General features: G+C 72.6%; 11 protein-coding genes. 1 reads left to right on the forward strand and 10 read right to left on the reverse strand.

Annotated features, from left to right (window positions below; all coding sequences use genetic code 11):
* Positions 1 to 34 precede the first annotated feature (34 nt).
* The 4 genes from P8A20_RS13965 to guaA all read right to left on the reverse strand — a co-directional run bounded on the left by P8A20_RS13965 (position 35) and on the right by guaA (position 4,572).
* On the reverse strand, positions 35 to 544 hold the full coding sequence (locus P8A20_RS13965) for a DoxX family protein (RefSeq protein WP_147959118.1): 510 nt from the start codon (positions 542 to 544) through the stop codon (positions 35 to 37).
* A 75-nt stretch (positions 545 to 619) separates the two neighbouring features.
* Positions 620 to 1,888 (reverse strand): hypothetical protein, encoded by a 1,269-nt coding sequence (locus tag P8A20_RS13970; RefSeq protein ID WP_306103603.1) that lies wholly within the window; start codon positions 1,886 to 1,888, stop codon positions 620 to 622.
* 129 nt (positions 1,889 to 2,017) lie between these two features.
* Positions 2,018 to 2,773, reverse strand: coding sequence for an SAM-dependent methyltransferase (locus tag P8A20_RS13975; RefSeq protein ID WP_147959116.1), 756 nt, complete (start codon positions 2,771 to 2,773; stop codon positions 2,018 to 2,020).
* A gap of 212 nt (positions 2,774 to 2,985) precedes the next feature.
* Complete coding sequence (gene guaA / locus P8A20_RS13980) at positions 2,986 to 4,572, reverse strand: glutamine-hydrolyzing GMP synthase (RefSeq protein ID WP_306103604.1); 1,587 nt, start codon at positions 4,570 to 4,572, stop codon at positions 2,986 to 2,988.
* 316 nt (positions 4,573 to 4,888) lie between these two features.
* Between guaA and P8A20_RS13985 the strand changes: the two genes are divergently transcribed.
* Entirely contained in the window at positions 4,889 to 5,191 is a 303-nt protein-coding gene (locus tag P8A20_RS13985; protein WP_104788373.1) for a chorismate mutase, read from the forward strand.
* Between the two features lie 351 nt (positions 5,192 to 5,542).
* On the opposite strand, the gene P8A20_RS13990 is transcribed toward P8A20_RS13985, so the two are convergent.
* From P8A20_RS13990 to P8A20_RS14015, 6 genes are all read right to left on the reverse strand, one after another.
* Positions 5,543 to 7,294, reverse strand: coding sequence for a peptidase (locus P8A20_RS13990; RefSeq protein ID WP_306103605.1), 1,752 nt, complete (start codon positions 7,292 to 7,294; stop codon positions 5,543 to 5,545).
* Between the two features lie 144 nt (positions 7,295 to 7,438).
* Complete coding sequence (locus P8A20_RS13995) at positions 7,439 to 9,277, reverse strand: GMC oxidoreductase (protein ID WP_147959114.1); 1,839 nt, start codon at positions 9,275 to 9,277, stop codon at positions 7,439 to 7,441.
* 62 nt (positions 9,278 to 9,339) lie between these two features.
* The gene (locus tag P8A20_RS14000) at positions 9,340 to 10,974 is read right to left on the reverse strand and encodes a succinic semialdehyde dehydrogenase (protein ID WP_147959113.1); all 1,635 of its coding nucleotides are present in this window, start codon (positions 10,972 to 10,974) and stop codon (positions 9,340 to 9,342) included.
* A 206-nt stretch (positions 10,975 to 11,180) separates the two neighbouring features.
* Complete coding sequence (locus P8A20_RS14005) at positions 11,181 to 12,869, reverse strand: serine/threonine-protein kinase (protein ID WP_306103606.1); 1,689 nt, start codon at positions 12,867 to 12,869, stop codon at positions 11,181 to 11,183.
* A 117-nt stretch (positions 12,870 to 12,986) separates the two neighbouring features.
* Positions 12,987 to 15,773, reverse strand: a complete 2,787-nt coding sequence (locus P8A20_RS14010) for a serine/threonine kinase C-terminal domain-containing protein (RefSeq protein WP_306103607.1) — start codon at positions 15,771 to 15,773, stop codon at positions 12,987 to 12,989.
* Positions 15,774 to 15,961: 188 nt separating this feature from the next.
* A complete protein-coding gene (locus tag P8A20_RS14015) occupies positions 15,962 to 17,995 on the reverse strand; it encodes a serine/threonine-protein kinase (RefSeq protein WP_147959110.1) in 2,034 nt (677 codons plus the stop codon).
* Between the last annotated feature and the right edge of the window lie 461 nt (positions 17,996 to 18,456).

Raw genomic sequence — 18,456 nt, forward strand, 5'->3', positions numbered from 1 at the left:
GCGGCAGGACCGGCCCCGTCCCTGTGCGGCGCCCTCAGATCCGCACGCGGCGTCGCTGCCCCCTCAGCGCGTCCACCGACCAGTAGGACGCGCCGGCGAGCAGCAGCGGCAGCCAGGCCATGAGGTAGACCAGGTCGTTGCCGTAGTAGTACGGCTCGGTCTGCCAGCTCACGGTCAGCCACAGGCTCAGCGAGATCAGCGCCCCGCCGAGTGCCGCGAGCCGGGCCCACAGCCCGGCCAGGGTGCCGAGGCCGACGAGGAGCTCACCGATCGCGATGGCGTAACCGAAGCCCTCGGGACTCTTGAGGGCGAGGTCCACGAGGCCCGGGATCGCCGCGGCGTCGCGTACGGCGTGCATCGTCTCGCCGATGGAACCCGCCCCGCTCGCCGACAGGAACGCGCTGTCGGTCAGCTTGTCGAGCCCGGCGTAGACGAATGTGACGCCGAGGAAGATCCGCAGGGGCAGGAGTGCGTACTCCCCCGCCCGGTCCCTGAGACTTCTCGGCTCGTCCAGCCCGTAGGAACCGCCCCTGTACCCGTGCATCACCGCTCCGCCTTCCGTTGGCCTTCGGACAGACCATACGTACGCCGGTTCGGGGCCGCTCACCGGGTGTACGGCTCAGTCCATGACATCGACGACGCAGGCGTTCGTCTCCACGCCCGCGGCCGTGACCACCTGTACCTCGACGGCACCCGGTTCCACCTCGACCGGTACGGGGACGGTGAGCACGGTGTCCGCCGGGTTGGCGAAGCCTCCGGTGACCGGGATGAGGGGTACGTGCACGTGCACCCGCCCGATCCTGACGACGACCCGCGCCAGCCGGTCGGGGCTGCCCGCGCCGGGCGGTACGAAGCCCGCGCCACGGATCTCGATGTCGTCGCCGGTACGGATCGGGGCGTCGAGGTCCCCCGCCTCCCTGGCCCGGACCACGGACAGGATGACCGGCCGGCCACCCTCCGCGTACTTGCCGGCGAAGTACGTCGCAGCCGAGACGGCCACCAGGACGGCCAGGCCCCACGGCAGGTCGGGAAGTTGCTCCGGGCGGCGGGCCAGGCGGACCGCGGCGAAGAGTACGGCGACGGTGCTGACCAGCACGTACTGCACATCGGTGAAGCTTCCGCGCCCGGAGTCGTCGGTCAGCAGGTCGGCGGCGCGCGGCCGGTCGGCGCGGAGCTTCTGCAGCCGCTGGGACAGCACGCGCACGGTCACCACGCGGCGCACGACGACGGCGACGGCGCTCACCAGCGCGAGCACCGTCAGGATGCCGGCCGAGCGGACCAGGTCCAGGCCCTCGATCAGGGCGTCACGGTCCGCGTGGTCGGACGCCCCGGCCAGTTGCAGCGCGAGGACGAGCACGGCGAAGACGGCGAGCAGCACCCAGGAGGCGGCGACGGTGCGCGAGGTGGAGAGCCGGTTGTCCTCGCCGATCAGCGGGGCGAGGAGGCCGCCGCGGGCCCGGTGTACGCGGGCGGCGCCGGTCAGCAGGCCCGCGGTCACGCACGCGGCGATCAGTCCCGCGGTGCGGGCCGTGGACCAGCCGGCCCCGATGGCGGTGACGGCCTCGCCGACGAGCAGCAGGGTGACACCGCCCCAGACCACGGTCAGGGTGCGCAGCCAGAGGGTGTGGAGCCAGGCGTCACCGGCCTCGCGGCTGCGTTCGGCGACGGCGCGGGCCGACTCGGTCAGCTCGTCCGACACCCACTGCCGGGACGCGGAGACGGACTGGGCGACCGCACCGGGCAGGCCCTGCCCGGCGGCGAGTTCGTCCCGCTTGGTGAGGAAGGCCGCCACGGCCCGCCGATGGCCTTCGCGTGCTCCGTGCGGGCAGTCGCCGCACGTACAGCCACCGCCGTGCGCGCTTTTCGCCCTCGCCTCGTCCAACGCCACGGAGAACGCCGCCCTTTCCCACCCTGATCGAATCAACTCGCCGCCTATTTCTGCGAATTGTGCCGTACGGAGCAGGCCCGCACCGCATCGGGGCGGACCGGGGGCGCATGTCGAGGAAATGTGCGATTCTCAGGCGCTGAGCACGAGGTAGGCGAGGCCCAGCGTCCCCCGGTATCCGCCGTAGTAACCGGTGCGGCGCGCGTCGACGGCCTCGGTCACCGCGGCGTGCAGCCGGTGCCCCGGGTTGGCCGACGCCCAGCGCTCCCCGCGCCCGATGTTGGCGGCGGACTCGAAGAGGTCCCACTCGCGCCGGTCGGCGACGGTCACCTGGAGCGGCCTGAGCCCCGCGGCCTCCGCCTGCCGGATCAGCTCCAGGAGCGAGCCGAAGTCGTCCGGTTCCGCGCCGAGGCCCTCCAACGCGGCGGGCGAGGGCTCGCGCTCCCAGAAGCCGTCGCCGAACAGCACCCTCCCGCCGGGGCGTACGGCCGCGCGCAGGGCACCGAGCGCGTCCGGGGTGCCGCCGGGCCACGCGTGCGAGGAACCGATGGAGACGGCCAGGTCGTAGCCACCCTCCGTATGTTCGGCGGCCGGGACCTCGTGGAACCTCACCCGGTCACCGATCCCCCGCCCCTCCGCGAGCCGCACACCCCGCGCCACGGCTTCCGGGTCGGTCTCGATGCCGTCCCCGGTGGATCCGGGTGCCGCTTCGACCAGGCGCATCAACAGCTCGCCCCAGCCGCTGCCGAAGTCGGCGATCCGGGCGCCGGCAGCGGGTGCGCAGCCGGCGATCAGCTGGGCGGCGTGTTCCTCGGAGAGCGGTGTGTTCCACGTGAGGCGGTCGTTCCCGGGGGCGGACATGAGGGCGCGGATCTCTTCGGCGGACATGCGCGTCAGCCTGGCACGTCAGCTCCGCGACGGACCAGGCGTTTTACCGCCCCCGGTCACCTGCCCCGGTGGTGGACCAGTGGTAGATCCCCGTGAGGACCGCCTCGACGGGACGAGGCGCCCGTCGATCAGCTCCGTGTGCCGCGGATACGCCGATGCCGCCGCCCGGACGAATGGGCGACGGCATCGGCACCGACCTCAGGGAGCGGGGGTCACTCCCACTCGATCGTCCCCGGCGGCTTGCTCGTCACGTCGAGCACCACGCGGTTGACGTCGGCCACCTCGTTGGTGATGCGGGTGGAGATCTTCGCCAGCGTCTCGTACGGCAGGCGCGACCAGTCGGCGGTCATGGCGTCCTCGGACGAGACCGGGCGCAGCACGATCGGGTGGCCGTAGGTGCGGCCGTCACCCTGGACGCCGACGCTCCGGACGTCCGCGAGCAGGACCACGGGGCACTGCCAGATGTCGCGGTCCAGACCGGCGGCGGTCAGCTCCTCGCGGGCGATGGCGTCGGCCTCGCGCAGCAGGTCGAGCCGCTCCTTGGTGACGTCGCCGACGATACGGATGCCGAGGCCGGGGCCGGGGAACGGCTGCCGCTGGACGATCTCCTCAGGCAGGCCGAGCTCCTGGCCGACCATCCGGACCTCGTCCTTGAACAGCTGGCGCAGCGGCTCGACGAGCTGGAACTCGATGTCGTCGGGGAGCCCGCCCACGTTGTGGTGGGACTTGATGTTGGCGGTGCCGGTACCGCCGCCGGACTCGACGACGTCCGGGTAGAGGGTGCCCTGGACGAGGAACGCGACCTCGGGGCCTTCCTCCTGGAGGATCTCCAGCTGGGCCTGCTCGAAGACGCGGATGAACTCGCGGCCGATGATCTTCCGCTTCTGCTCCGGGTCGGACACACCGGCCAGGGCGTCGAGGAAGCGCTTCTCCGCGTCGACGACCACCAGCTTCGCGCCGGTCGCGGCGACGAAGTCCTTCTCGACCTGCTCGGTCTCGCCCTTGCGCATCAGGCCGTGGTCGACGTAGACGCAGGTGAGCTGGGAACCGATGGCCTTCTGCACGAGGGCCGCGGCGACCGCGGAGTCCACGCCGCCGGAGAGGCCGCAGATCGCGCGCCTGTCGCCGACCTGCTCGCGGATCAGAGCGACCTGCTCCTCGACGACGTTGGTGGTCGTCCAGGTGGGCTCGATGCCCGCACCGCGGTAGAGGAAGTGCTCCAGGACCTGCTGGCCGTAGGTCGAGTGCATGACCTCCGGGTGGTACTGGACGCCGTAGAGCTTCTTCTCGTCGTTCTCGAAGGCGGCGACCGGGACGACGTCCGTGGACGCGGTCACGGTGAAGCCCTCGGGGGCGGCGGAGCAGGCGTCGCCGTGCGACATCCAGACCGGCTGCTCGGTGGGCGTGCCCTCGAAGAGGGTGGAGCCCGCCTTGGAGACGGCGAGGGAGGTGCGGCCGTACTCGCGCGCGCCGTTGTCGTCGACCGTGCCGCCGAGGGTGGTGGCCATCAGCTGGAAGCCGTAGCACATGCCGAAGACCGGGACACCGGCCTCGAAGAGCGCGCGGTCGAGACTGGGCGCGCCCTCCGCGTACACCGAGGACGGGCCGCCGGAGAGGATGATCGCCCGCGGATTCTTGGCCAGCATCTCGGCCACCGGCATGGTGGACGGGACGATCTCGCTGTAGACCCGCGCCTCACGGACACGGCGGGCGATGAGCTGGGCGTACTGGGCGCCGAAGTCGACAACCAGGACGACGTCGGTCGTGGTGTCGGGGGCGGCGGGGGGTGCTGCTGGCACGGGGCGGCCTTCCGGCGGTGGAGAGGGGGTCGGTCCTCCCAATTCTACCGGCCGTGGGACATCGCCCCGCCGGGCTCCCGTCTCACCATCCGGGCCCTGCGTGGACCCGGCGCCCGGGCGGGGTCCATACTTGCCGCATGCGTCAGCACACGATCTTCGTCTTTACCTATGGCACCCGGCCCGCCGGCTGCCATGGTCGTGCTGCTTGAGCAACTGACAAGCAACTTCTCCAAGGCGCCCCGGGCCGACAGGCCCGGGGCGTTCTGGCGTTCCGGGCCTGTCGCTCCGGGGGCCCCAGCCCCACCGGGAGTCACAGATGACCAGCACCGCCCCCACGAAGACGGCCGCCGAGCGGACCGGCGCGCACACCGACGAGGCGGCGTCCCTGATCGGGGGCGCCCGGACGCGCATCGACGCGCTGGACGACCGGATCATCGGTCTCGTACAGGAACGGATGGCCGTCTCGGCGGTGATCCAGGAGGCGAGGATCACGTCCGGCGGCCGCCGGGTGAACCTCTCCAGGGAGATGGATGTCCTCAGCCACTACAGCGACGCCCTGGGCAAGCCGGGCACGGCCCTCGCCATGACGCTGCTGGAGCTGTGCCGCGGCCGGGTGTGACGTTTGGGAAGCGGCCGGGCGCGACGTCCGGGGAGCGGCCGGGTGTGACCCACGGGAAGGCTGTACGGCCGCACCCGCGTTCGGGCCCCGTCTCACCCGTACGGCGCGTGACCGGCCCCCGGACCGCTTCGTTGGTCCGGGTGTCCGTGCCAGCCAGGGGCGGCGACGACAGAATCCACGCGTGGCTCCGCCGGGACGTGTGACGTACCCCAGGTGCGTCGTGGGACCACGGTCCGGCGTGTGTGACCGGGCGGCAGGGGACAGCGGTCCGGTCACCCATGCGGTCGGCCCCGGTGACGCCCGGGACCGGCCGCCTTCGGTCCGCCGTGGACGACGGGCCCCGGACGGGCCTCAGATCAGCCGGCTGCGGCGCCGGGTCGTCGCGTGGAGCACTCCCCCAGCGACCAGCGCGATCGTGGCGGCGGCGCCTGCCACGATCGCGACCGAGCCCGTGGAGGCGAGACCACCGCCCGTGTTCTGCGACGCGGAACCGGTCGTGCCCGTGGTCCCGGTGGAACCCGGGCCGGAGGACGTACCCGCGGTGCCGGGCGTCTGCCCTTCCCCGCCCGTGGTGTCACCGCCGGCGACACCCTCGGTGGAACCGCCGGTTCCGGTGGTGCCGCCCGAGGTCGAGGTGCCGCCGGTGTCCTCGGAGCCGGGGTCTGCGCCGTTGAGCACCAGGCGCGCGGTGTTGTCGGCCGGCTCCGGGTCGAAGGGAAGGGCGGGTCCGTCCAGCCAGGTGTTGCGGATCCGGACGGCACCCTCGGCGCCGGGGACCACATCGGTGATCTTGAGTTCGAACGGGAACGATGCCTCCGCCCCGTCCCGCACGGTCATCGATGTGTCGCAGACGTAGCGCGGCGCGGGGGTCCGGTCCTCGCGGTACGTGCCCTCTGCCGTCACGCCCTGGCAGGAGTCCGGCTTGCCGGTGACCTCGGTGCCCTCGGGGACGGTGAAGTCGAGGGTGGCGACCGGCTCGCCGGACCGGATGTGGCCGATCCACGCGGGCCCGTCGTTGCGGAAGCCGACGTCCGCGGTGACGGTGTCACCCACGGCACCGTCGGCCTTGCCGCCCACCGCCACGAAGTTCGCGGTGTTCTCCGTACGGAAGTCGGCCTCCTGCTGGTTGTCCCAGGGGTCGAGGTCCGCGGTCCGGGCGGAGGTGGTGACCTTCTCCATGGTCAGCTCGGGTCCCGTGCCCCGGGTGAGGGGCGCGCCCGTGCGCCTCGCGGGGCGCAGAGCGCCGCTGTCCTCCTCGATGCGGTAGACGAAGGTGTCCTGGTACGCGCGCTCGGTGGCCTCGACGGACAGCGGCGCCCCCAGCGTGTAGGTGGCGCCCGGCTCGAAGGAGCCCGGCACCGAGCAGAGGGCCGTCGCCCAGACGAAGTCCTCGAACGGCTCGTCCCCGGCCTCGCCGTCGTACTCGCAGTTGGCGTACCGCTCGGGGATCTCCAGCCCCCGCGAATACCTCAGGGTCAGCAGGACGCCGTCGGCGGCCCTGGTTCCCTGATTGGTGAACGTGATCGGAGCGGGCTGCACGTCACCGGGCCGGAGCTGCTGCTCGAAGGGGAGCTGCTTCATGACCAGGTCGGGGCCGCCGACGGTGACCTCGGCCGAGAAGGGGGTGAAGGTGGCCCCGTCGGCCGAGCCCGTCACCTCGATGGTGCCGGAGGCGCCGTCCTCGCTGCCCCTGGCCGCGACGATGCCGAATTCGGCGACGGAGCTGAGGCCCGCCCGCACTCCGTGGTCGTGGCAGACGGCGGTGGTCCCGGTGATCACGCAGTCCGCGCCCGTGTCCTCGGCCGGGAGGAGCTCGGCGACGCCCTCGATGCCGCTGAGGTCGAACGTGTAGGTCACCTCCCCCTCGTAGCCCGTGCCCTCCTCGTCCGGGTCGTGGACGGTGAACCCGAGCGCGGTCCGTTCGGGGTTCCCGGTCTCCGGATAGGGATGCAGGGCCGTCGGGGCGGGGCCGCCCAGTGTGAAGGCCGGGTCGTCCGCCGGAGCCGGCGCACCGACGGCGGGTGAGCCGGCCGCGAGCAGCCCCACGACGGCGAGGCCTCCTGCCGTACGGCACAGCACTGTTCTCGGGGAAAGGCGTGTCATCGCGAACCTCTGGGCATCGGCGGAGCTGTGCGACTGCTGTGACTCACTACAGGTACGACCGCGCCGCGGCACCGGGAGTTGCGCCGGACAAGATCACGAAGTGAGTACACCACCGAAGTTCGCGCGACGCCGGGAAAGCCGGGGTCAGGCGTCCGAAGCCGCCTTCTTCGGCGGCACCACCGGGATGCCGAGGAACGGCAGCTTCAGCGCGCCGAAGGCGTCATCGGGCACTGCGGGCGCCTGCGGTTCGACCGCGGAGAGCCGTTCGTACGCAGCGTCCTGCGCCGGGCGCGGGTCGGCCTCTCCCTTGTTGGGCCAGAAGGACATGGCGCGCTCCGCCTGCGCGGTGATGGTCAGCGACGGGTTGACCCCGAGGTTGGCGGAGACCGCGGAACCGTCGACCACCGAGATGCCGGGGTGCCCGTACAGCCGGTGGTACGGATCGATGACGCCTTCCTCCGGGCTCGCTCCGATGGGGCAGCCGCCGAGGAAGTGGGCGGTGAGCGGGGTGCCCATGAGCTCCCCGACGTTCGATCCGGCGAAGCCGTTGATCTCCTGGGCGAGCAGCGTCGCGCCCTGGGTGGCCTCGGCTATCTGTGTCGGGTTGGGCGAGCCGTGGCCCTGCCGGGCGGTGAGCAGGCCCTTGCCGACGCCCCCGGGCTTGCGGTACGCGGTCAGCGAGTTGTCCAGCGACTGCATGACGAGACCGATGATGGTCCGTTCCGACCAGCGCCAGTTGGACAGCGAGCGCACCGTGAGCACCGGGTGCTTGGCCACGCTACCGAACCAGCTCAGCACCCGGTGGGTGCTGTAGGGCACCTGAAGGATGGTCAGCGCGCCCATCGCGTTGGAGCCCTTGCCGTAGCGCACCGGTTCGATGTGGGTGTTCTCGTCCGGGTGGATCGACGAGGTGATGGCGACCCCCTGGGTGAAGTCGGCCTTGGCGGTCCCGTGCTTCCTGCGGTAGCGGCGGTCGCTGGTCTGCGCCCCCACCAGACCCTCTGAGTTGGTCCGGGTCAGCTCGCCGAGCCGGGACGACAGCCGGGGCAGCAGCCCTTCGTCCTTCATCGTGTGCAGCAGGGTCTGGGTGCCGTACGTGCCCGCGGCGACGACCACGTTCCGGGCCCGCAGCACGGTCGGCGCGGCCTTGCGCCGCCGGTTCGTGGGCACGGTCGACACGCGGTAGCCGCCGTCCGGGCCGTCCGTGACCGCGACGACGGACGTCATCGGGTGGATGACGGCGCCGGCCTTCTCCGCGAGGTGGAGGTAGTTCTCGTTGAGGGTGTTCTTCGCGCCGTGGCGGCAGCCCGTCATGCATTCACCGCACTGCGAACAGGCCTTGCGGGCGGGGCCGGCGCCGCCGAAGTAGGGGTCGGCCACCTCCCCTCCGGGCTTCGCCCGGGCGGTCCCGTCGGCGTCCTTGCCGTCACCGAAGAAGACGCCGACCGGGGCCAGGTGGAAGGTGTCTCCGACGCCCATCGTCTCGGCGACGGCCTTGAGGTGGACGTCCGCCGGGGTCACGGTCGGGTTGAGCCGCACCCCGAGCATCCGCTTCGCCTGGTCGTAGTACGGCGCCAGTTCGGCCTTCCAGTCGGTGATGCCTGCCCACTGGCGGTCCTCGAAGAAGGGCGCCGGTGGCACGTACAGGGTGTTGGCGTAGTTGAGGGAGCCCCCGCCCACGCCGGCGCCGGCCAGCACCATCACCTTGCCGAGCAGATGCACCCGCTGGATGCCGAACAGCCCGAGCGCCGGGGCCCACAGGTAGTTCTTGATGTCCCAGGAGTTCTTGGGCAGGGTCGCGGGGGTGAAGCGGCGGCCCGCCTCCAGGACGCCGACCCGGTATCCCTTCTCGCTCAGCCGCAGGGCCGAGACCGCGCCGCCGAAGCCCGAGCCGACGACGAGGACGTCGTAGTCGTACGCGTCGTCGTCCGCAGCCGGAGCGGCCCGGCCGGCCTGGTTCTGGGCATGGCTGTCCTGGGACATGGCTCTCCTCGGTACGAAAAGGGCGGGAAAGGCTGGAGGGACGTATGGGGGTGCCGCTGGGGTCAGCGCAGCCGGAAGGCCTTCATCACCTTGAGGCTGCGGCTCATGAAGGCCGCGTACTTCTCGTCGTCCATCCCGAAGGCCGGTGCGAGGGGCATCAGTCGCTGTTGCGCCACCGTCTGGGCCTCGGTGTACTTCAGGATGCCCTCGGAGCCGTGCCGCCGGCCGAGACCGGAGTCCTTCATGCCGCCCATGGGCGACTGGACGCTGCCGTACGCGGGTGCGTACCCCTCGTTGATGTTGACGGTGCCGGTCCGCAGCCGCGCGGCGACGCGGTGCCCTCGCCCGGCGTTCTTCGTCCAGACACTGGAGTTGAGGCCGTAAGGGGTGGCGTTGGCGAGGCCGACCGCCTCGTCGTCGTCACCGAAGCGGTAGATCGAGACGACGGGCCCGAAGGTCTCCTCGCCGCACACCGCCATGGGCGCCTCGACTCCGTCCAGGATCGTCGGCTCGTAGAAGAGCGGGCCGATGTCGGGACGGGCGACGCCGCCCGCGACGAGCGTGGCGCCCTTCTCGACGGCTTCGGCCACATGACGGCTGACGGTCTCCAGCTGGCGCTCGCCGACGAGTGAGCCCATGTCGGCACCGTACGCGAGGGAGCTGCCGAGCCGCATGGCCTTGGTGCGGGCGGCGAAGCGCTCCACGAAGGCGTCGGCGACCGACTCGTGGACGTACAGCCGCTCGATGGAGATGCAGAGCTGCCCCGCCGAGGAGAAGCAGGCGCGGACGGCGCCCGCGGCTGCCTTCTCCACGTCGGCGTCCTCCAGGACGAGCATGGCGTTCTTGCCGCCGAGTTCGAGGGACACGCCGACGAGCCGGGCGGCGGCGCCCTGGGCGACCTCACGGCCGGTGCGGGTGGAGCCGGTGAAGGAGACGTAGTCGGCGCGGCTGACGACCTCGGGGCCCACGACGGGGCCCTCGCCGATGACGACCTGGAACACCCCGGCGGGCAGACCGGCCTCGATCAGCAGGTCACGTGCCCACAGGGCGGTCAGCGCGGTCTCCGTGTCCGGCTTCATCACGACGGCGTTGCCGGAGACGAAGGCCGGCAGCGCGTCACCGACGGACAGTTCGAGCGGGTAGTTCCAGGGGGCGATCTGGCCGACGACCCCGCGCGGCTGCCGCAGTTCGGTGACCTTGGTGAGGGTCGGGACGACCCCGGTGTGCCGCTTGGGCCTGAGGTACGAGACGGCCCTGCGCCCGTAGTGCCGGGCGGCGACGGCGACGGCCTGCACCTCCTCGTGGGCGTGCAGCCGGGCCTTGCCGGTCTCCAGCTGGATGAGGTCGAGGACCTCCGACTGGCGCTGCAGGACCAGGTCGTGGAAGCGGAGCAGCACGGCGGCCCTGGCCCGGACCGGCGTGGCGGCCCACGCGGGCTGGGCCGCACGGGCGCGGTCGAAGGCCGTCCCGACGTCCTCGGGTGTGGACTCGGGCAGATCGGCCAGCTTCTCCCCGGTGAAGGGGCTGTGGTTCGCCGTGCGGCCGGAGCCCACGACGTCACGGGTGAGCTGGGCGATCACCTCGGGTGTGACCACGTCGGCGGCGGTGCGCGCGTTCGCCGGGGCGGCGGCCACGGGGTTGGTGCCGACGCGGCTGCCGGAGGCGGCGGTGGTCGTGGATGCCTGCGAGTCCGTCATGAGGGCGAGAGTATGTCCACCCGCGCACTTTGGGTACCCGTGGGTAACAGGTTTTCACAGACCCCGCCAGAGACTTCTGCGACGCTCGGCCATTCAGCCAGTGATCACTGGCGGCATAACCGCTGATCAGGGGCGATCCACCGTCGTATCCGGGATCGGAAGTCGGAAATCGTGAATCCGGCCGCGCGTCGGTCCGCTCCAGGTCGTCAGTCGGTCCGCTCCGGCGGTTCCCAGCTGCGGAGCATCGTCTCGAAGATCTTCTGCGTCTCGGCCCGGTCCTCCTCGGGACCGGTCATGTAGAGCGCGTACTCCGGCCCGCCCGTCTCCGCGAAGTACATCTGGTCGATACCGTGGCGCGGTCCCGGGTGGTCCTTGGACTCGGTCCAGGTGAACTCCCAGCGGGAGCCCGGGCGGTCGCGGAAGACGTTCTCCTCCAGCGTCAGACGTTCGTACTCCGGCAGACGCCTGGACAGGTCCCTCTCGATGCTCTGCATGTGCGCGTACGAGTTGCCGAAGTCCGGATCCGGGTCGAGGTTGATGCGCACCCGGTGCGCGCCGTCGTCCGGGGTGTAGTCGATCTGGCCCTCGTCGGTCCGCCGCTCCCAGCCGTCGGGCACGGCGAGGCTGAAGCCCTCGGGGTCGGTGACGCGGCTCCAGCCGTCGGGGATGTCCTTCGCCGGGGAGTCGTCCCCATCCCCGGCCTGTTCGTCTGAGGCGGAGGCGGAGGGGGCCGGCACTGTGGCGCTCTGCTCCACCCCACCACCGCCCCCGGTCGTGCCTCCGCTCCCGTCCTGTGCCTTCATCGCAACGAGGCCTGCCGCCCCGCCGATCACCGCGGCCGCGGCGACGACCACCAGGACGGTGCGCCACCGGCCCCGGCCGCTCCGGGTCGCCGGCGCCGAGGTGTACGGGGGGTTCGCGCTGTACGGGGGCGTGGGGGCCTGAGGCTGTGGCTGTGGCTGTGGGAGCTGGGCGGTGGAACCGTCCGGCGTGGAGAAGGTGCGCAGGTCGTCCTCGGACAGCCGCTGGGTCGGCACATGCGCCTGCGCGGCGCGCGGCTTCCGCCCCTCCATCGCGTCCAGCAGCATCCGCTCCGCTTCCTCGGCCGTCGGACGGTCCGAGGGGTCCTTGCGCAGCAGTGCGGTGATCACGGGCGCCAGCGCGCCGCCGCGCGCCGGCGGGGGCGGCTCCTCGGCGACGACGGCCTGCATGGTGGAGATGGGCGACGTACGACGGAACGGCGAGTTCCCCTCGACGGCCGTGTACAGCGTGGCACCCAGGGACCAGAGGTCGGACGCGGGGCCGGGGTCGCCACCGCGCACCCGCTCGGGCGCCAGGTAGTCGATGGAGCCGACCAGCTCGCCCGTCCGGGTGATGGTGGAGTCGCCCTCGATCGCGGCGATCCCGAAGTCGGTCAGCAGGACCTGGCCGTCCCGGGCGAGCAGGACGTTGGCCGGCTTCACGTCCCGGTGCAGGACTCCCGCCGCGTGGGCGGCCCGCAGGGCGCCCAGCACATGGAGCCCGATCCTGGCCGCCTCGCGCGGCTCGACCTCGCCGGACTCCTTCGCCGCGTCCGCGAGCGAGGGCCCGTCGACGTACTGCATGACGATCCAGGGCCGGTTGTCGTACTCGATGACGTCATGGACGGTGACGACGCCCGGATGCGTGATCCTGGCCGCCGCGCGCGCCTCCTTCTGCGTCCGGGCGTGCAGCACGACCCGGTCCGCCTCGGCGGCGTACAGTCCGGCGGTCAACTCCTTGACCGCCACGGTCCGGTGGAGCACTTCGTCATGGGCACGCCACACCTTGCCCATGCCGCCCCGGCCGAGGACGTCACCCAACCGGTACCGCCCGGCCAGTACGATCCCCGCGCCCGTGCCCTGTGCGTGTTCCACGTCTGTCCCCGCCCCGTTCCTTGGGACGACAGGTTACGGACGGGAGGCGGTGCCACGGAACCTCGCACGGCCCACGAGACCGCACTGTGATGCTTGTCGCTTTCCGCTGTTGTCCTGTCAGGACGTCGCGCGGTACGAGGAGATGGCCTGCGTGTAGATGTCGGAGACCTTGTCGCGCTCGTTCTCCGGGCCGATGACCTGCACGATGTGGTACCTGCCGTCCACGATCCGGACCTGGTTGCGGACGTACACCTGACGTCCGCTGCTCTCCTGCCAGGTGAACTGCCCCTCAGCCATGGCCTGTCGCCCGATGTCGACGCGGCGCAGACCGGTGGACGTGGCCCAACTGGAGTCACGGAAGGGCTTGAGCTCGGGTTCCGCGGTCCGCTGGTAGTCCAGCGGGTCGCTCCCGTTGGCCTTGACGGTGTCCCTGCCGGGCACGACCAGGACACTGAAACCGTCGCTGCCGTAGCGGACCTGACGGTCCGCGTCGGCCGAGCTGCGCTGCCAGTCCTTCGGCACGCCGATCTCGAACCCTTCGGCGTCCTTGCGCAGTTCGTAACCGGACGCCAGGGCTACGGCCGAGCCGCTGGTCTGCGGCATCTCCGAACCCGGGGAATCCGACGGTTCCGAGGACCCCGAGGACGAGGAAGCGCCGGTGGACGGACTGCTCCCGGGGTCCGCCGGAGCCACGGAGCCCGAGGGCGCCGCCCCGGTGCCCTCACCCTCCTTGGGCATGAACAGCATGGCGTAGGCGATGGCGGCGGCCATCACCAGCAGTATCAGGACCAGCAGCAGCCGTCCGAGCCGCCGCGGCGCCCTGCCACCGCGCTGCGGCTCGCGCAGCACCTTGGGCCCCTTGGGTTCCCGGGGCGGGCGTGCCGGCTTCTCGTGGTCATGCGGCTGCTCGTACGTCTGACGGCTCTCGCCGCGCCGCGCCTTCCCCTGACGGTGCCGCCCGTGGGCCGCGCCGCCGCGTCCTCTGCGGCGGCGCACCAGCTCGCCCCGGCGGCGTACGACCGGCAGCCGGGTGGCGTCCGCGGGCGGCATCGTGACGATGTCGGTGCCGGCCTCGGGCTCGGGGGCCGAGCGCACGAGGGAGCGCAGCCAGCCGCGCAGCTCCTCGAAGTCGGGCCGCTCCGTGGGGTCCTGGCGTAGCAGCGATTCGACGACGGGCCGCAGCGGTCCGCACTCCTCGGCGAAGGCGGGCGGTTCGCCGCAGACCATCTGGACGAGTTCGGCGGCGTTCTCCTCCGGATACGGTGCGTGGCCCTGCACGGCGCGGTAGAGCAGGGCGCCGAGCGCCCAGAGGTCGGTGGAGGGGCCGATGGGCGGGGCCAGCTGCCAGTTGTCGTGGACGGGCCCCGCCTGTTCGGGAGCCCAGCGCTCGGTGACGGCGCCGACGACGGCTATACGGGCCTGCCGGGCGCGTTCGGCGGCGAGCGGGGTGGCCGGGCCGCGGTAGGCGGGAGTGGCGCCGCTCCCGGCGACCACCTCGTCCCATCCTCCGGCGGGCACGCGGGCGGCCACCGGCTCCGGCAGCCTGTCCTGTCGGCCCTCGGGTCCGCCGCCGAGCCGCCGCGCGTCGGCGCGCAGCGCGTCCTCACCGGAGCCGCCCCGTCCTCCGGAGCCACCCGCGGGCACGGGGCGCCCGGAGCCGGGGCCGTCGCCCCAGGTGCCGGCGAGATGGACCCGCCGGCCGGGAGGCACGGGGCCACCGGGGCCCTGGTCGTCGTCCTCGTCGTCCCCCTCGCCGTCCCCCTCGCCGTCCTCGTCGTCGTACGGATACGGGGCTTCGGCCGGCCTGCCCCACGTGCTGGGCAGCTGCGGGCGCCCGAGAGCGGGAGGGGCGGCGGACTCCTCCCGCTCGTCCGTCGCGGGGGCGCCTTCGTGGTCCTGGTCCGCGCGCTTCTGGTCCTCTCCCGCGCGGGCCGCGGCACGGGCCCCCGCGCGGTAGGCCGCGATGGCCCCGGCACGGGCGGCACGCAGCTGCGCGGCACTCCCCGGCGCGGGCGGGGCGGGGGGCGCCACCTCCATCTCGGCACGGGGCCCTGGAGCCGGCACCCCGTCGGTGGACGCCCGGGGCGCGGGCAGCGCCTCCGGAGCGGGCTCGACCGCCGGGGGCGCGTACGGGCCGGGCTCCACGGCGGGGTGCTCGTAGGCGCCGGTGGGCCCCGATTCGACGGCCGACGGCTCGTACGGTCCGGGCTCCACGGCAGGAAGCTCGTACGTGCCCGCATCCACGGCCGCCGGCTCGTACGGGCCGGTGGGTCCTGACTCGACCGCCGGGGGCCCGTAGGCGTTCTCCGTGTCCGGCTGCGGCGCGGGAACGTATCCGCACAGCGCTTCCTCAGCCGCACCGGCCGCGAGCCCGGTCAGCACGACCCGCCCGTCGTCACAGACCAGCACCGTGCGGACCGTGATGTTGCGGTGCGTCCAGCCGTGCGCGTGCAGCACCCGCAGTGCCGTGAGCACGTCGGAGCCGATCTCGGCCGCACGGTAGGGGTTGAGGGGGCGCTCCGCGAGGAGCGCGGCGAGTGGCCTCGCCGGAACGAGTTCGCTCACTATCCAGAGCGACCCCGCCTCGGCGAAGACGTCGAAGACCTGGTCGAGGCGCGGATGGTCGGGCACCTGGGCAGCCGCCTGCGCGGCCTCGATCGCCCGCCGGACCGCGGGGTCCGTGGGCCGCCGCACCGTACGCCCGGTGGCGCGTCTGGCCGAGGAGAGGCCGTCGCCGTCGAGCACCTCCGCGTCGACCACCTCGGGCAACGGCACCTGCCGGACCAGGACTTCCTGCCCGCTGTACGTGTCGAATGCCCGGGTCTCCGCCAGTTCGTACGCATCGGACGGAGGCAGCGGAAGGCGGTAGCGGTCGGCAAGCACCCGACCCGCGTAGTCGTCCACGACGCCTCCCCAGAGCGCGCTGTACCCCGGTCACCGAGACCGCACCGACCCTCAGCTGCGGTCACTTGCTGTGCAATTGACCCATCGTCCCGGCTGCGTACGGTCCTCGGTCTCTCACCATACGTGGCAAGTCGCGGCCGCGCGGCCGGGTCAGGGCAACCCGGCCGCCCGGTCTGCTGCGGGGCGGGTCAGTCCTTCTGTTCGAACGTGGCGAACGCCGTCTCGCGCAGCGTCCGGCACTCCTCCCCGTCCCATGCGTCGGCCTCGCAGCTGATCATGATCGAGTAACCGTGGGTGGCGTCGGCCTTGAAGCCCCGGTTGAGGACCCGGATCCGCTTGCCCTGCTGGTTACGGGTGAACTCCCAGTCGGCGACGGTCGGGTAGCCGTTGTACTCGACCTTCTTTATCCCGATGTGCTTGTAGCCGTTGCTGCTTCCGGCCACCGCCCCCATCAGGCCGCGCCATGCGGCGGCGGCGTCCGCCCCGGGCGAGCTGTTGTAGTCGACCTGGACGCGGGGGAAGCCTCCGCTCTCGTTGTAGATGCCGCCGGAGTTGCTTCCCGCTATGGCGTTGCGCTCGAAGCTCTCGGGCATCGCCATCGTGAAGTGGAACCGCTCGTCGGTGACCCTCTTGTACCCGGCGGGCAGCGCGTCCGGGTCGGGGCTCGGCTCGCTGGTCTCCTTCGAGGGCGAGGGGTCGCTGGAGGCCTCGCCCTCGCCCTGCCCCTGGCCCTCCTTGCCGCCGTCCTGCGCGCCGTCGTCCTCGCCCTTGCCCGAGCCGCCTGAGGTGGAGGCCTCGGTGTCGTCACCTGTCGTCGCACCGGACGAAGCCGCGGAGTCGCCTCCCTTGGCCCCGCCCTGGTCGCCCGTCTCGTCGCCGCCGAGCGTGAGTGCCAGGACCGTGCCGAGGACGGCGAGCACGACTACACCGGCGATGACCGCCAGGGTGCGGCGCGGCACGACGTCGGTGATCGACGCGCGCGGCACGGCCGGACGGCTCGCCGATGCGGCGGGTCCGGACACCGACGCCGTGGCGGCCGGGGTGTGCGAGGCCGCCGGCGACTTCGCGTTCCGTGCGGACTTCAGGGCACCGCGCAGCCGGTCCCTGGTGCTCTCGGCGACACCCGCGGACGGGGTCACGGACGTGGCGGCGGCGCCGGAGCCCTGGCCCTCGGGGGCCGGGCTGCCGACAGCCGGTCTCCCGGAGCCTGCGGCGGCAGCGGCTCCGGCGGAGCCGGCCGCGGCGGCCTTCCTGCCACCGCCCTTGGTCTCGCCCGTGCCGCTCCTGCCGCCCTTGCCGCTCCCGGAGTCACCGACCGAGGGCAGCGCCATGACCTGGGTGCGTTCGGCCGGCGGTACGACGGGCTCTTCCGGGGCGTTGATCACCGCGTTGAGCAGGACGCGCGCGCCCGCGTCGTCCAGCCGCTCGTCGGGTTCCTTGGCGAGCAGGCCGTAGATGACCTCCTCCAGGCCACCTGCGTTGGCCGGCGGCTCGACGGGCTCCGTCATCACCGCCGTCAGCGTGGCGATGGCAGAGCCCTTGTCGTACGGCGGGCGGCCCTCGACGCTCGCGTACAGCAGCCCGCCGAGCGACCACAGGTCGGCGGGCGGCCCCGGCTTGTGACCACGGGCCCGCTCGGGCGAGATGTAGGAGGGGGCGCCGACGAGCATGCCCGTGGAGGTGACGGAGGGGTCGCCCTCGACCTGCGCGATACCGAAGTCGGTCAGGACGACACGGCCGTCCTCGGAGATCAGCACGTTGGACGGCTTCACGTCCCGGTGCAGGATGCCCTCACGGTGCGCGGAGCGCAGCACGTCGAGGATGGCGAGGCCGACCTCCGCCGCGCGCCTCGGCGTCAGGGTCCCGTCCTCGCGGATCACCTCGGCGAGGGACTTGCCCTCGATGAGCTCCATGACGATCCACGGCCGGTCGTCCTCGTCGACCACGTCGTAGACCGTCACCGCGCTGGTGTTGCGGATCCTCGCGATCGCCTTCGCCTCGCGAAGGGTTCGCGTGATCAGACGCCGCTTCTCGTCGTCGTCGATGGCCGAAGGGAACCGCAGTTCCTTGACGGCGACCGTACGCCCCAACGTCTCGTCGACAGCACGCCAGACCGTGCCCATGCCGCCCCGGCCGAGCACCTCCCCGAGGCGGTAACGCCCCGCGAGAAGGCGTCCGTCCTTGTCCCCTTGGGGCTCCCGCGACTGCTGCGCCTCCGACATGCGTCCCCTCTGCGATCAACCCGCCCTGGCAGAGCGTTCATTGTCCCTCACCCCGGGACCGGCAATGGTGCCGGGTCCGGGGTCGGCCGTGATGCGGCCGGAGGAACGAACCCCCTGCCATGCCGATGTCCGGGGGCCTGCCCGCCGCCCCGCCGGTACCGGATCCGCTCGAGGTGGGATCCGCGAGCCCGCCCAGCGAACCACACTCGGGTGCATCGTCCTACCTCCCCCGGCCCGCCGTCGAGGGCCGAGCCCTCGCCGCGACCGTTCCGGTGCATGACGGCGCCCTCCCTGGCGGGGAGTCGGGCGCCTCCGCGGGCCGCGGCATCGGGGCGCGCAACCGCTTCCGGGCGGCGGGCGTCACCAGGACGTCGGTCGCGGTGGTCGTCCTCCGCCCCGGCCCGGACGGCGGGCCGGAGGGCGGCCCGCCGGTGCCCCGAAGCGGGCCCGCTGGAGGCGGA

Source organism: Streptomyces sp. Alt3, from assembly GCF_030719215.1.
GTDB classification, from domain to species: Bacteria; Actinomycetota; Actinomycetes; order Streptomycetales; family Streptomycetaceae; genus Streptomyces; species Streptomyces glycanivorans.

Coding starts and splice junctions, on each gene's coding strand:
- P8A20_RS13965 (WP_147959118.1), bottom strand. CDS start 544: ATGCACGGGTACAGGGGCGGTTCCTACGGGCTGGACGAGCCGAGAAGT.
- P8A20_RS13975 (WP_147959116.1), bottom strand. CDS start 2,773: ATGTCCGCCGAAGAGATCCGCGCCCTCATGTCCGCCCCCGGGAACGAC.
- P8A20_RS13985 (WP_104788373.1), top strand. CDS start 4,889: ATGACCAGCACCGCCCCCACGAAGACGGCCGCCGAGCGGACCGGCGCG.
- P8A20_RS13990 (WP_306103605.1), bottom strand. CDS start 7,294: ATGACACGCCTTTCCCCGAGAACAGTGCTGTGCCGTACGGCAGGAGGC.
- P8A20_RS13995 (WP_147959114.1), bottom strand. CDS start 9,277: ATGTCCCAGGACAGCCATGCCCAGAACCAGGCCGGCCGGGCCGCTCCG.
- P8A20_RS14000 (WP_147959113.1), bottom strand. CDS start 10,974: ATGACGGACTCGCAGGCATCCACGACCACCGCCGCCTCCGGCAGCCGC.
- P8A20_RS14015 (WP_147959110.1), bottom strand. CDS start 17,995: ATGTCGGAGGCGCAGCAGTCGCGGGAGCCCCAAGGGGACAAGGACGGA.